This is a genomic window from Parapedomonas caeni (assembly GCF_041060555.1).
Lineage (GTDB): Bacteria > Pseudomonadota > Alphaproteobacteria > Sphingomonadales > Sphingomonadaceae > CAUJIW01.
Genome location: NZ_JBEUDS010000011.1, coordinates 59,488 through 72,295, shown reverse-complemented (window position 1 = coordinate 72,295; position 12,808 = coordinate 59,488). Strand labels below are relative to the sequence as shown.

12 protein-coding genes are annotated in these 12,808 nt (G+C 69.4%); 3 read left to right on the top strand and 9 right to left on the bottom strand.

Going from position 1 to position 12,808, the window contains the following annotated elements; translation table 11 throughout:
- Window positions 1–34: 34 nt before the first annotated feature.
- The 3 genes from ABU113_RS09380 to ABU113_RS09370 all read left to right on the top strand — a co-directional run bounded on the left by ABU113_RS09380 (window position 35) and on the right by ABU113_RS09370 (window position 2,786).
- Window positions 35–745, top strand: a complete 711-nt coding sequence (locus ABU113_RS09380) for an SDR family oxidoreductase (protein ID WP_454559253.1) — start codon at window positions 35–37, stop codon at window positions 743–745.
- A gap of 216 nt (window positions 746–961) precedes the next feature.
- Window positions 962–1,582: a TetR family transcriptional regulator gene (locus tag ABU113_RS09375; RefSeq protein WP_454559252.1), complete on the top strand. Its 621-nt coding sequence runs from the start codon at window positions 962–964 to the stop codon at window positions 1,580–1,582.
- A 13-nt stretch (window positions 1,583–1,595) separates the two neighbouring features.
- Window positions 1,596–2,786, top strand: coding sequence for an acyl-CoA dehydrogenase family protein (locus tag ABU113_RS09370; protein WP_454559251.1), 1,191 nt, complete (start codon window positions 1,596–1,598; stop codon window positions 2,784–2,786).
- Window positions 2,787–2,799: 13 nt separating this feature from the next.
- On the opposite strand, the gene ABU113_RS09365 is transcribed toward ABU113_RS09370, so the two are convergent.
- The 9 genes from ABU113_RS09365 to ABU113_RS09325 form a co-directional block, all read right to left on the bottom strand.
- Window positions 2,800–4,038: an acetyl-CoA hydrolase/transferase C-terminal domain-containing protein gene (locus tag ABU113_RS09365; protein WP_454559250.1), complete on the bottom strand. Its 1,239-nt coding sequence runs from the start codon at window positions 4,036–4,038 to the stop codon at window positions 2,800–2,802.
- A gap of 3 nt (window positions 4,039–4,041) precedes the next feature.
- Window positions 4,042–5,226 carry a cytochrome P450 gene (locus tag ABU113_RS09360; RefSeq protein WP_454559249.1) on the bottom strand — a complete coding sequence of 395 codons (1,185 nt, stop codon included), beginning with the start codon at window positions 5,224–5,226 and terminating at the stop codon, window positions 4,042–4,044.
- Between the two features lie 30 nt (window positions 5,227–5,256).
- Window positions 5,257–6,099, bottom strand: coding sequence for an enoyl-CoA hydratase-related protein (locus ABU113_RS09355; protein ID WP_454559248.1), 843 nt, complete (start codon window positions 6,097–6,099; stop codon window positions 5,257–5,259).
- Window positions 6,096–7,133, bottom strand: coding sequence for an acyl-CoA dehydrogenase family protein (locus ABU113_RS09350; RefSeq protein WP_454559247.1), 1,038 nt, complete (start codon window positions 7,131–7,133; stop codon window positions 6,096–6,098). The genes ABU113_RS09355 and ABU113_RS09350 overlap by 4 nt, the downstream gene beginning before the upstream one ends.
- On the bottom strand, window positions 7,130–8,278 hold the full coding sequence (locus ABU113_RS09345; protein ID WP_454559246.1) for an acyl-CoA dehydrogenase family protein: 1,149 nt from the start codon (window positions 8,276–8,278) through the stop codon (window positions 7,130–7,132). Before ABU113_RS09345 ends, ABU113_RS09350 begins: the two co-directional genes overlap by 4 nt.
- Before the next feature lie 150 nt (window positions 8,279–8,428).
- Window positions 8,429–9,193, bottom strand: coding sequence for an enoyl-CoA hydratase-related protein (locus ABU113_RS09340; protein ID WP_454559245.1), 765 nt, complete (start codon window positions 9,191–9,193; stop codon window positions 8,429–8,431).
- A 3-nt stretch (window positions 9,194–9,196) separates the two neighbouring features.
- A complete protein-coding gene (locus ABU113_RS09335) occupies window positions 9,197–9,973 on the bottom strand; it encodes an SDR family NAD(P)-dependent oxidoreductase (RefSeq protein WP_454559244.1) in 777 nt (258 codons plus the stop codon).
- 27 nt (window positions 9,974–10,000) lie between these two features.
- On the bottom strand, window positions 10,001–11,200 hold the full coding sequence (locus tag ABU113_RS09330) for an acetyl-CoA acetyltransferase (RefSeq protein ID WP_454559243.1): 1,200 nt from the start codon (window positions 11,198–11,200) through the stop codon (window positions 10,001–10,003).
- A 17-nt stretch (window positions 11,201–11,217) separates the two neighbouring features.
- The gene (locus ABU113_RS09325; RefSeq protein WP_454559242.1) at window positions 11,218–12,669 is read right to left on the bottom strand and encodes a zinc ribbon domain-containing protein; all 1,452 of its coding nucleotides are present in this window, start codon (window positions 12,667–12,669) and stop codon (window positions 11,218–11,220) included.
- Window positions 12,670–12,808 lie beyond the last annotated feature (139 nt).

The window sequence follows — 12,808 nt, the reverse complement described above, 5'->3', positions numbered from 1 at the left end:
AGCAGCCCGGATGACGGGCGACAGGGGAGCGCACATGGCAACGCCAGCAGGCATCGACTATCTCGTCATCACCGGCGGCAGCGCCGGTATCGGTCTGGCCACCGCCCGACGCTTCGCGGCCACCGGCACCCGGGTGATCAACCTCTCGCGCCAGCCGATCCCGCTGGAGGGCGCCATCCACATCCACGCCGATTTCGCCGACCCCACATGGGCCGACGCGGTGGGCACGGCGCTGGCCGACCACCTGCCGGACAGCGCGCGCCTGTGCCTGGTGCACAACGCCGCCCACAAGGGGGCCGGCAGCACCACCGAGCTGACCGCCGAGGCCATGCGGGCCTGCCTGGAGATCAACAGCGTGGCGCCCGCGGTGCTCAACCTGCTGCTGCTGCCGCGCATGGCGCCGGGCTCGTCGATCCTCTACGTCGGCTCGACACTGAGCTACCGGGCGACCCGCGGCATGGCCGCCTACATCATGAGCAAGCACGCCCTGGCCGGCCTGATGCGGGCAACCGCGCAGGACCTCGCCGGCCAGCGCATCCACACCGCCTGCATCTGCCCGGGCTTTACCAACACCGAAATGCTGCGCAGCTACGGCGGCGCGGCGCTGGAACATCTCGCCTCGCTGCTGACCCAGGGGCGGCTGATCGAGCCGGAGGAAATCGCCGAGACGCTGTTCTATGCCGCCGGCAACCCGGTGATCAACGGCTCGATGATTCTCGCCGAGCTCGGCTTCATCGAGCCCTGAGCGCCCGGACCGCCCGCATCGGCCGCCCGTACAAGCACAGAGCGAATGCGAGTTTAATGTGAGTATAGTTTCATATTTTATGCTAGGGAGGAGCCGGCGATGCCAGAACCCCGAAAACGGGGCCAACGACGCCAGAAGAGGCTGAAGCCAGGCCCGAAAACGGGAGATACGCGCCCCGGCAAGCCCGGGGAGACGGCGTTGCCAGGGGAGAAGGCGATGATCGAGACGGATACCCAGCTTGCACCACGCAAAGTGCCGCGCCAGGAGCGGGCTCGCTTCACGGTTGAATGCATCCTGCGCTCGGCGGAGTCGATCATCGCCAAGAACGGCTACGAGGCCGCCACCACCAATCACATCGCCGACGTCGCCGGCGTCAGCATCGGGTCGCTCTACCAGTATTTCCCCAGCAAGGAGGCAATTGCCGCCGCCCTGGTGGAAAACGCCGTCATCAACGCCGCCGACGTGTTGCGGGAATGCATCCTGAACCAGCTGTCCAAGCCGCTGGAACTGTCGACGCCGGAAATCATCCGCCAGATTCTCGCCATCCGCAAACAGTACAGCTTCATCTTCCTGCGCCTGCCGCGCGAGGTGCCCAAGCTCGGCAAGCTGTCGCGGCAGATGACGACCGAGAAGTTCCTCTACAACACCATCCGCGCCTACTATCAGCAGCACCGCGCCGCCATCAAGATCGCCGACATCGAAGTCGCGATGTTCGTGGCCGAGCATATCGTGGTCGGCGCCATCGATGCCTATCTCGACAACAACTCGCCGGTGATCACCGATGACGAGCTGGTGGAGCAGGTGTCCGACGCGGTGGTGAAATACCTCACCAAATAGCCGGAGTACGCTCTTGAATTTCGATTTCAGCCCCGACGAACAGGCGTTCGTCGCCGAAGTCCGCGCGTTCCTCGACGAGGTGGCCGGCTGGCCGGACGCCGCCGACATCATGTGCCCGGAGCGCGAGTCCGACTCCATCCTCGCCGACACGCCGGCGCGCAAGGCCTTCTGTCGCGCCCTGGCGCAGCGGGGCTACCTCGGCATGTCGTGGCCGGTGGAATATGGCGGCCAGGGCAAGCCCGGCATCTACGAATATCTGCTCAACGAGGAACTGTCCCGCGTCGGCGCGCCGCTCATCGGCAAGGGCGTCGGCTGTGTCGGCCAGACGCTGATCCGCCATGGCTCGGAAAAGCTGAAACGGGAGTTTCTGCCCAAGATCCTCACCGCCGAGATCGAGTTCGCGCTGGGTTACACCGAACCGCACGCCGGCTCGGACCTCGCCGCGCTCAAGCTGCGGGCCGAGCGCGACGGCGCCGGCTGGCGCCTGAACGGCCAGAAGATGTTCACGACGTCGGCCCATTTCGCCGACTGGTACTGGCTGGCCGCGCGCACCGACCCGGACGCGCCCAAGCACAAGGGCATCAGCCTGTTCCTGCTGCCCATCCGCCAGCCCGGCATCACCATCCACCCGATCGAGACCATGGGTGAGCATGTCACCAACCAGGTGTTTCTCGACGATGTGTTCGTCGCCGACGACTATGTGGTCGGCGCGGTCAACAAGGGCTGGACCTACATCTGCGAGGCGCTCGATTATGAGCGCTTCACCTTCTACACCTTCAGCCCGCTGGAACAGAAGCTGGCCCGCCTGCGCGCGCTGCTGTGCACCCGCCGTCGCGACGGCGCCCCGATCATCGAACGGCCGCACGTCCGGCGCGGCATGGCCCGGCTGACCGCCAAGGTGGAAACCGCCAAGATGCTGCAGCGACGGGTGATCTATGCCTCGACGCTGGACCGGGTACCGTCGATCGAGGCCGCCATGTGCAAGCTCTACAGCACCGAGCTGCACCAGGAGATCGCCGACTTCGCGCTGGATGCGCTGGGGCCGGACGGCCTGATCGACAAACACGATGCCAGCGCGCCGATGGGGGGCAAATGGGAGTGGTCCTACCGCGCCACCGCGCTCGACACCATCGGCGCCGGCTCGTCGGAGATCCAGAAGAACATCATCGCGCGGCGTGCGCTCGACCTGCCGCTGACCTACTGAAGCGGCGGCCGGCCTATGCCGGGCTAGCCTCCAGCGCGGCATCGAGCGCCGCGCGCAGCGCCGGCCGGAAGGCCGGTGCTGCGACGGCCACCAGCGCCAGCGCGCGTTCTCCGGTGGTCAGGCCGCGCAGGTCGGCGATGCCCTGCTCCGTGACGACCACATCGACATCGTGGCGCGCGACGCTCACCGGCGTGCCGGCGGCAAGCCGCGCCACGATACGTGAATGGCGACCGCGCGCGTCGGTGGACGGCAGCGCGATGATCGACAGGCCGTCGGCGGCGCGATGGGCAGCGGCGGCAAAGTCCGGCAGGCCCCCGGGCGCGCTGACCACGGTATCGCCGATCCGCTCGGCGTTGACCTGGCCCAGCAGGTCGACCTCGATGGCGGAGTTCACCGCCACCAGCGCCGGCAGCCCGGCCAGCACGGCGGCGTTGTGGGTATGGCTGATCGGCCGCAAGGCGATGTCCTGCCGTCCGTCGAGCCAGCGATAGAAATCCCGGTCGCCCAGCAGGGTCGCGCAGACCACTGGCGCCTCGCGGGTGAGTGCGCCCGCCTCAACCAGCCCGCGCAGGCCACCAGTCGCCATGCCAGTGTGAATGCGCAGCCGCCGGTGACCGCCCAGGCTGGCGAACAGCGCCGCCGGCACCTTGCCGATGCCCGTCTGCAGCGTCGCGCCATCGGGAATCAACGTTGCCAGATGCCGGCCGATGGCGGCCATCGTGTCGTCGACCGGCTCGTCCGCGCGCATCAGCGGCGGCTGGTCGTCTGTCAGGACGTGGGTGAAGGCCGCCAGCGGCACGCCGTCGTCGGCGCCGATGACGGGCAACTGGTCGGACACCAGTGCCACCCGCACCGCCGCCGTCTCCAGCGCCGTCGCCACGAACTCGGCCGACACACCGGGCCAGACGTGGCCGCGCGCGTCCGGCCGGGTGACCGGCAGGCAGACCAGGCCCGGCTGGCAGGCCCGCAGGCAGGCGTCAATGCCAGCGTAGGTCGACACCAGCTGGCGATAGCGCGGCCCGGGAGCCGGGAAAAAGCCGGTGACCCGCGGCGAGGCCGTGAGCAGCGGCGTGGCGAAGTCGTTGAGGCCGGCGACAAACGAGGTCAGCACCGCGCAGCTGGCGGTCAGCCCCGGCTGGCGGATCGCCATCGCCCGCAGACGTCGCGGCTCACCGGTGCAGCCGGGCAGGAACAGCGAGGGCGTCTCGGCCAGCAGGCGGGCAAGCCCCGCCTCATCGATCGGCTGCGCCATGGCTCAACGAGGTTTGAAGCTGATCGGCACCGAGCAATAGCTCTGCAGGAACTCGCCATAGACCCGACGGCAGGCCGCCCGCTCGACGGCGAATTCCGGAATGCTCGCCATCAGCTCCTCCAGGATGATCCGCCCCTCCAGGCGGGCCAGATGCTGGCCAAGGCAGAAATGAATGCCGGTGCCGAAGGCCAGCGTGCGGCGCATCTTGCGCTCGATATTGAAGCTGTCGGGCTGCTCGAACTCCCGCCCGTCCCGGCCGGCGGCGGCGTAGAGAAACAGCACCGACTGGCCTTCCCGCATGGTCTGGCCGTGCAGCTCGACATCGCGCACCAGGCGACGGCCGAGCAGGTTGGTCGGCTGGTCGTAGCGTGCCGTCTCCTCGAAGGCGCCGGCGAGCAGCGCGGGGTCGCGCCGGGCCAGCGCCTGCTGGTCGGGAAACTGGTCGAGGTAATAGACGCAGCTGGCGGTGGTCAGCGGCACCGTGTCGGAACCGGTGATGACCATGGCGAAGATGCTGAAAAAAATCTCCTCGTCCGTCATTGTCGTGTCGGCGGCGATCGCGTGGAGCCAGGTGTTGATATGGCTGTGCGATGCCGGCGGCTGCCGCCGGTATTTGCCGATCAGGCCGTGGATATAGTCATGCGCTTCGGCGAATGCCTGGGCGCCGGCCGGCGTGGTGCCGCGCACGCCCGGCTCACGGGTGTAGAAGCGATCGATCAGGCCGCGGATGTGCAGGATTTCCTCGCGGGTCAGACCGATGAAGTCGGCGATGACGAACAGCGCCACCCGGCTGGCCAGGTGATAGACCTCGATCCTGCCGGTCTCCAGTGCGGGCATCAGCAGTTCCCGCACGATGGCGCGCACATGCGCGTCGATGGTGGCGATCTTGTCCTTCTGGTAGCTCTTGGCGATCATGCCGCGATGCACGCCATGGGCCGGCGGGTCCATGAACAGGAACACCGACGGTGGCGGTTCGGACGCCAGAAACAGCGCGTCGGGCGAGGTGCCGTGGCCGGCGGTGTAGGAATGGCGGTCCATGCTGGCCTGCCAGATGTCCTCGAAACGCGACAGCGCCCAGCAATCGAGATCGGGGATGTAATAGGCCGGCGCGTCGTCCTGCATGCGGCGATAGGTGGCCCACGGGTCGGCCATCACGCGCTCGTCATAGGGAGAATAGACAATCTCCATGGGCAATACCTTTCCTGAAGCAAACGCCGGTCAGTTGTCCCGGGCAAGAAACGCCGCCAGCGCGGTCTGGTGCGCGGCACTGTGGTGCGCCAGGGCCTGCAGGCCGGCGCAGTGGTCGAGAAAATCCGCCAGCGGCGCCCGCTGGCCGAGCTGGAGCAGGCGCTTGGCCAGCCGCAGCGCCTGGCGCGGCTTGGCCGCGAAGCGGTTGGCCATGGCCAGTACGCGCGCCATCAGCTGGTCCGGCGGAGCAAGATCGAGAAACAACCCGATCGCCAGTGCCTCTTCGGCGTCGACCGTGCGGCCGGAGAAGGTCATCTCCGCCGCCCGCTGGACGCCGACGATGCGCGGCAGGAACCAGGCGCCGCCATCGCCGGGAATGAGCCCGAGATTGACGAAGGACTCCGCGACACTGGCGGTGGTGGCCCCGATGCGGATGTCGCACATGCAGGCCAGATCGAGCCCCGCGCCGATGGCCGGGCCATTGACCGCGGCGATGGTCGGCACCTCCAGCGTGTGCACCGCGCGGCTCATCTGTTGGATGCCCCGCCGGTAGGCGTCCTGGATGTCGAGCCCCTCGCCGCCGAACATGCCGGCCCGCGCGCTCATGTCCTTGACATTGCCGCCGGCCGAGAAGGCCTTGCCGGCGCCGGTGAACACCAGGGTGCCCACTTCCGGCGTACGGTTGGCCCAGTCGCAGACGCGGATGATGTCATCGACCAGTGCTGTACCGGTGAGCGCGTTGCGCACGTCATCGCGGCAGAAGCGCAGCAGCGCGACGCCATTTTCCAGCAGCAGCTGCGCGTCTTCCAGCGCCGGCATTGCCGGATAGTCGCAGTGGGCGGGGTATTCGGGCCGGGCGGCGTAATCGTTCATGATCGGGTGTCCTCGGGCGGAGAGAGCTGGGCGTCGCTGCGGGCGGTCAGCCAGTGCCAGAACGGCTGCGGCCGGGCGGCGAGCACCTGACGCCCCAGCGCGCGCGCCCAGCGGCGATCGCCCCCCAGCGACGAGCGCCAGCGGTGGGCTGGCAGCGTCAGGACGTTGAGCGCGCATTCGCGGGTGAAGCCGATGGCGCCATGGACCTGGTGGGCAATGTCGGTGGCCAGCCCCACCGCCTGATTGGCCCGCAGCTTGGCGGCGGCGATCTCGAAGCCGGCCTCGCCGCGATCGCGCGCCTGACACGCGCTGGCGGCCGCGCAACTGGCGGCGGCACTTTCGCCGGCCAGCACGGCAAGCTGCTGCTGGATGGCCTGAAAGCGCCCGAGCGGCCGGCCGAATTGCTGACGCGTGCCGACGTGCGCCAGCGACAGCGCCAGCATCCCCTCGATGGCGCCGGCCATCTGGCAGGCCCGCAGCAGCGCCAGCTCGTCCAGCCAATCGGCGCGCGCCGCCGGCAACGCCGCCTCGGCCACGATGCGGGCGCCGGCAAGGCGAACCCGGCCAGCGCCGCCCGCCACCGTGTCCGCCGTCACCGCCACCAGCCAGCAGCGGTCCGCCCCCAGCAGCAGCAGACGCGCGACGTGGTCCGCATCGCCATCGGCCTCGCCCCACAGCCGCGCGTCCGGGTCGACACGCAGATTGTCCATCGCCAAATCGCCTGCCGGCAGCGCCACCGCCAGGCCGCACGGCTCACGTCCGCCGATGCCCAGCCGATGACACCACAGGCGAGCCAGAACAGCCTCGGGGATCGGCAGCGCCACACCGTGCGCGGCGATCAGGCGGAACACCGCGCCGGCCGCCGCCCAGCTGGCGGCGAAGCCCTGCGCTTCTTCCGGCAGCAGCAGATCGCGCAGCGCCAGCGCCTCGACCGCCTGCCAGGACGCTGGCGCCGCCGCGCTATCGCCGGCCGCCGCCAGCTCCAGGCACAGACGGGTGACCGTCTGTTCAAGCAAGGTCTGCTGGTCGCTCATCGCAGGCCCAATCCGCGCGCGATGATGCCGCGCAGCACTTCCCGCGTGCCGCCACGCAACGAGAAACACGCCGATGCGCCGAGCAGAAAATGCAGGGCCTCGTGAAGCGCGCCGTCGGCGTCGGCGAGCCCCGTGCCGTCCCACACCGCCTGCAAGGCGCGCGGCACCTCCTGCTCGAAGCGGGCACCGACCTCCTTGACCAGCGACGCCTCCAGCATCGGATCGTCGCCGGCGGCGAGCTTGCCCGCCACCGACAGCGACATCTGCCGCAAGGTCCACAGTTGAGCCGCCCAGTGGCCCACCTGGGCGACCAGCGCCTCGTCCGCCGTGTCATCAAGAGCGGCGATCACCGCCTCGATCAGCGGGTAACTGCTGAGGTAGCGTTCCGGCCCGCTGCGCTCCAGCGCCAGTTCGGCATTGACCTGCCGCCAGCCGTCGCCCGGGGTGCCCAGCAGCATGTCGGCGGGCACGAAGACATCGTCGAGGAACACCTCGCAGAAGTGGCTATCGCCCATCTGGTCGACGATGGGCCGGACGGTGACGCCGGGCGCCTTGAGGTCGACAATCAGCTGACTGAGCCCGTCGTGGCGCGTGTCGGTGCCGTCGCCGGTGCGCACCAGCGCGATCATCAGGTGGGCCAGATGCGCCCCCGAGGTCCATATCTTGGCGCCGTTCACCCGCCAGCCACCGTCGACCGGCGTCGCCCGGGTGCGGATGGCCGCGAGGTCCGATCCGGCGCCGGGTTCGCTCATGCCGATGCAGAAATACAGGTCGCCGGCGGCCATGCGCGGCAGCAACGCCGCCTTCACCGCCTCCGACGCATAGCGCAGCAGCATGGCGCCGCTCTGGCGGTCACCGAACCAGTGGGCGGCCACCGGCGCCCCGGCCGCCAGCAGTTCCTCCACCAGCACATAACGTTCAAGCGCACTGGCATCGCCGCCGCCATAGGCCGACGGCCAGGTCATGCCGATCCAGCCCTTGCCACCGAGCGCCCGACTGAACGCGGGGTCCGCCGCCGACCAGCTCCGCGCCCGCGCCGGCAGGGCGCGATCCGCCAGCGCATGGGCGAGAAAATCGCGCACGTCCTGACGCAAGGCCCGACAGTCGGGCATCGTCGGCAGCGGCGCCAGATCAATACTCGTCATACGTCGTCATCCCCCAAGGATTTCGCCCTGTCGCCCCCACCGCACCGGCAGATGCGGCGCGGATCGGAGGCCGGTCGTTGGTCGGAAAATGTAGCAGCGGCCCGATTCACTAGCGCCTCGCATTGCACTCGTGCCCACACGCCCTGCCCCTCAGGCACGCGGCGTCCGCCCGGCGGCCAGCCGCGCCTGGGTTGCCGGACTGTTGAGAAATTCGCTGAGCTGCGCCATCTCGCGCACCATCACTTCGCGCACGCGGGCCTCGACGCCCTCGCGCATCAACGCCTTGGTGGCGATCAGCGACGGCGACGACAGATCGGCCATCGCCGCGCAGGCGGCCTGCGCGCGCGCCAGCGCGGTGCCGGTCGCCACCACCTCGCTCGCCAGCCCGATGTCGCGGGCGTCGTGCGCCGACATCGGCTCGCCCAGCAGCAGCCAGCGGGCGGCGCGCGCGTGACCGGCCATGCGCGGCAGCAGCAATGACGAGGCGAATTCCGGCACCAGCCCCAGCCTGGCGAACGGCAGCAGCAGCGTCGCGTCCGGTTCGAGATAGACCAGATCGCAATGCAGCAGCAGCGTGGCGCCAATGCCGACGGCGCGCCCGGCCACCGCCGCCACCACCGGCTTGGGAAACGCCGCCAGCGCCTGCATGAACCGGAACCCCGGCCGTTCGTCCATCGGCAAGGCGCGCACAGCCTGGAGGCCGGCGATGTCGTTGCCGGCACAGAAGGTCGCGCCCTCCGCCGACAGCAGCACCGTCGTCAGCGTGTCGTCCGCGGCGGCCGTGGCCAGTGCCGCGCGCAGGCCATCGTACATCGCCGGATTGATGGCGTTGCGCGCCTGCGGCCGGTGCAGGCGCAGATGCAGCGTGGCGCCTTCCCGCGCCACCTGCAGGTCGTCCGGGACGGCGTCAGCCACGGTTCAGGCCGTGATGTGGAAGCCGCCATCGACGGCCAGATGCTGGCCGGTGATGTAGCTGGCCGCATCGGTGAGCAGGAACCAGGTCGCCGGGGCCACTTCGTCGGCGGCAGAGAAGCGCCCCAGCGGAATCTGGCGGATGTAGCGCTCGCGGAACCGTTCGTCGCGGATGGTCTCGGTCATCGGCGTCTCCACCACGCCATAGCAGACACTGTTGACGTTGATGCCGTGGCGGGCCCATTCGCGCGCCGCCGACATCGTCAGACCCAGCACACCGGACTTGGCGGCGCCGTAATTGATCTGGCCGATGGTGCCGCGCCGGCCGGCGTCGGAGGAGATGTTGACGATGCGCCCCGGCGCCGCGTCACCCCGCTCGGCCTTGGCGATCAGCGCCCGGCCGACCGCGCGCAGGCAGATGAAGGCCCCGGTGAGATTGACATCGATCACCTGCCGCCAGCGGTCCAGCGTCATTTCATGCGCCATCGCCGCGCGCACGATGCCGGCGTTGTTGATGAGGCCGTGCAGATCGCCGAACTGTTCCAGCGTCGTGGCGACGCACGCCTCCACCGCCGCCTCGTCGGTGACATCCAGCGCGCAGATGCGCAAACCGGACTCCGGGCGCTCGGCCGCCAGCGTTTCCAGCGCCGCCCGGTTGGCGTCCACCGCGACAATCCGCGCGCCGTGATCGAGGCCGTATTCCACCAGCGCGCGGCCGACACCCTGCGCACCGCCGGTGACGATGAAAGTCCGGTCCGCAAGCCCGAACGCCTTGTTGTCCATGCTGTATCCCGTCGATGAAGTTGAGGATCACAACGTCCCGATGACCGACACGCTGCACACATTCTTGTTGGGGAAGCCGCCGAGGTTGTGGGTCAGCCCCAGTTTCGGCGCGGCGAGCTGGCGCTCGCCGGCGCGGCCGAGCAGCTGGAGATAGAGTTCATAGACCATGCGCAACCCCGTCGCGCCGATGGGATGGCCGAAGCATTTGAGCCCGCCATCGACATTGCACGGCATCGCGCCATCGCGGTCGAAGCGGCCATCGAGCACGGCACGCCAGCCCTGCCCGACGTCGGCCAGGCCGAGATCCTCCATGGTCACCAGTTCGGTGATGGAGAAGCAGTCGTGTACCTCGATCAGATCGAGCTCGGCGCGCGGGTCGACGATGCCGGCTTCCTGGTAGGCCCGCCGCGAGGCGATGCGCGTGGTGTGGGCATAGCTGCCATCCCAGGAATCGAAGCCCGCCTCCGAACCGTTGCTCAGCGCCAGCTGCATCGCCTTGACGCTGACCAGCGTGCCGCTCCTGCCAAGCTGGCGCGCCATCTCCGGCGTGGTGACGATGGCGCAGGCCGAGCCATCGGAAACGCCGCAGCAGTCATACAGCCCCAGCGGATGGGCGATCATCGGCGCCTTGAGAATCTGCTCGTGGGTCAGCCGATTGCGCAGATGCGCCTTGGGATTGAGCGCGCCATTGTCATGGCTTTTCTTCGAGACATGCGCCATCGCCGCCTTGAGATCGTCGAGCGCGACGCCGTGACGGGCGACATAGGCGCTGGCGAACTGCGCGAAGCTGCCGGGCGCCGTCACCGAGGGAAACCACAGATCCTCGAAGGTGCCCTTGGTGCGTTCCGGCAGGCCGCCGTAGCCGGTGTCCTTGAGCTTCTCCACCCCCAGCGCCAGCGCGATGTCGTAGGCGCCCGAGGCGACGCCATAGACCGCGCCGCGCAGCGCCTCGGTGCCGGTGGCGCACATGTTTTCCACCCGCGTCGCCGCGATATTGGGCAACCGCAGGGCCGAGGCCAGCGACAGGGCCGACTTGCTCAGGCTCTGCTCGTCGGTCGACAGGCCGAACCATGCCGCCTCGATGCGGTCGCGCGGGATGCCGGCGTCGGTCAGCGCCTCGCTGAACGCCTCCAGCATCAGATCTTCCGCGCTGCACTCCCACCGCTCGCCAAAGCGCGAACAGCCCATGCCCAGAATGACGACCTTGTCCTTGATACCCGTGGCCATTTTTCGTTCCTTCTCGATCAGGCCGACAGGCGGCGCGGCGGCACGGCCTTCCAGCAATAGCGGCGGAAGCCGCGCCGGGCGTCGACGTCCTTGAGCCGGAAGGCGAGCGCCAGCGGCGTGTCGACCGCCAGCGCGCCGGGCGCGAAGTCGCTGAACTCCAGCATGGTGACGCCACCGCCGGCGAAGCGGACATTGCCGTACATCAGCGGCGGACTGTAGGAGAGCGCCAGCCAGTCCTCGGTGAAGGATTTAACCGTCGCCGCCTTGTCGGCGAACGGCTCCGCCACCTGGGTGTCGGTCTGCCGGCAATCGGGGTTGACGCACACGCGGGTGCGCGGAAACTGGGCGGTATCGCAGGCCGTGCAACGACCGCCGACGAAGCCGGTCACCGTCTGGCGATGGCGGAAAAAAGCCGACTGGGCGGTGCGGTTGTCCCGCTCGGCCCGCATGCCCCAGTCCAGCGCCAGCGCGCCGCTGAACGACAGGAAGCGCAGGTAGTTGTCGTCCGTCGTACCATCGGCGAGCATCTGCGCGGCACCCACCATCGCACCGGCCCGGCCGATCGCATCGGTTGCCCGCAGCAGCAGCGTCTCCGCGCCCTGACCGTAGCCGACCACCAGGATCAGGTCGCCCGGCGCCGCCGATTGCAGCGCCAGCGTCAGCAGCAGCAGCGGATGGGCACAGCCGCTGTCGCCGCACGGCTCGATCAGATCGTCAACAATCGCCGCCGCCGCCAGGCCGCATTTCGCGGCAATCGCTTCGGCCTCCCGGCGCGGGAAACCGGCCATCACCACCCGGGCGACCGCCGCGCCGGCAACGCCGGCCCGCGTCAGCGTCGCCTCGATGGCGCGCGGCAGAATGCGCAGCGCGCCCATGTCGCGGGCCCAGCGTTCTTCCAGCGCGTAATCAAAATCCGCGTCGCTGGCGCGATAGTGATCGACAAAATCCACCGACAGGGCGTGGCCGGCGACGAACTCGGCCAGCACCTCGCCCTCCCCCACCACCAGCGCGGCCGCCGCGTCGCCCACCCGCATTTCCTGCGCGCTGGCGGGCCGGGTGTGACGCTTGTCGGCGGCGACCACCAGGCTGGTCTGCGGCCGCTCGAACGCCGCCCGCAGCGCCGCCACGCCGGCGCGCAGCGAACCGCCGAGGTCGGCCGTCGCCAGCGTGTCGGGCAGCGCCAGCGCCTCGCCGATCAGCGTCGCGTTCTGGCGGTCGGCGAACGGCATGGTGGTGGAGGCGACGCTGAGCGCCGCCACCGCCGGCATATCCAGCGCGGCCAGCGCCTGAGCCCCGGCGGCCACCGCCATGGTCAGGCTGTCCTCGTCCTGGCCACAGATCGCCCGCGTGCCGCGCGCCAGCGCCTTGAGGTTGGGGTTGGCCCAGGCGTGTGCCGCCGCGATCGCCCGCCGGTCGAGGCGCCGACGCGGCACATAGGCGCCGAAGGACAGGATACCGCGTCTCGTCACAGGCAGACCTCTTGATGAAAATTGCGCGACAGCAGCGATGCCGCATGACCGCTCCTGCCGGAGGCGGCCATGCCAGGTGGGCCGGTGCTAGACGCTGGCGCGCTCAGCTTGAACTCGCATCGCCCGCATGTTGGGCGGC

Bases quoted from the DNA above. Each gene is read 5' to 3' on its own strand.
- ABU113_RS09330 (WP_454559243.1), bottom strand. From the start codon at position 11,200: ATGGCCACGGGTATCAAGGACAAGGTCGTCATTCTGGGCATGGGCTGT.
- ABU113_RS09345 (WP_454559246.1), bottom strand. From the start codon at position 8,278: ATGACGAGTATTGATCTGGCGCCGCTGCCGACGATGCCCGACTGTCGG.
- ABU113_RS09355 (WP_454559248.1), bottom strand. From the start codon at position 6,099: ATGAACGATTACGCCGCCCGGCCCGAATACCCCGCCCACTGCGACTAT.
- ABU113_RS09380 (WP_454559253.1), top strand. From the start codon at position 35: ATGGCAACGCCAGCAGGCATCGACTATCTCGTCATCACCGGCGGCAGC.
- ABU113_RS09360 (WP_454559249.1), bottom strand. From the start codon at position 5,226: ATGGAGATTGTCTATTCTCCCTATGACGAGCGCGTGATGGCCGACCCG.
- ABU113_RS09365 (WP_454559250.1), bottom strand. From the start codon at position 4,038: ATGGCGCAGCCGATCGATGAGGCGGGGCTTGCCCGCCTGCTGGCCGAG.
- ABU113_RS09375 (WP_454559252.1), top strand. From the start codon at position 962: ATGATCGAGACGGATACCCAGCTTGCACCACGCAAAGTGCCGCGCCAG.
- ABU113_RS09335 (WP_454559244.1), bottom strand. From the start codon at position 9,973: ATGGACAACAAGGCGTTCGGGCTTGCGGACCGGACTTTCATCGTCACC.
- ABU113_RS09350 (WP_454559247.1), bottom strand. From the start codon at position 7,133: ATGAGCGACCAGCAGACCTTGCTTGAACAGACGGTCACCCGTCTGTGC.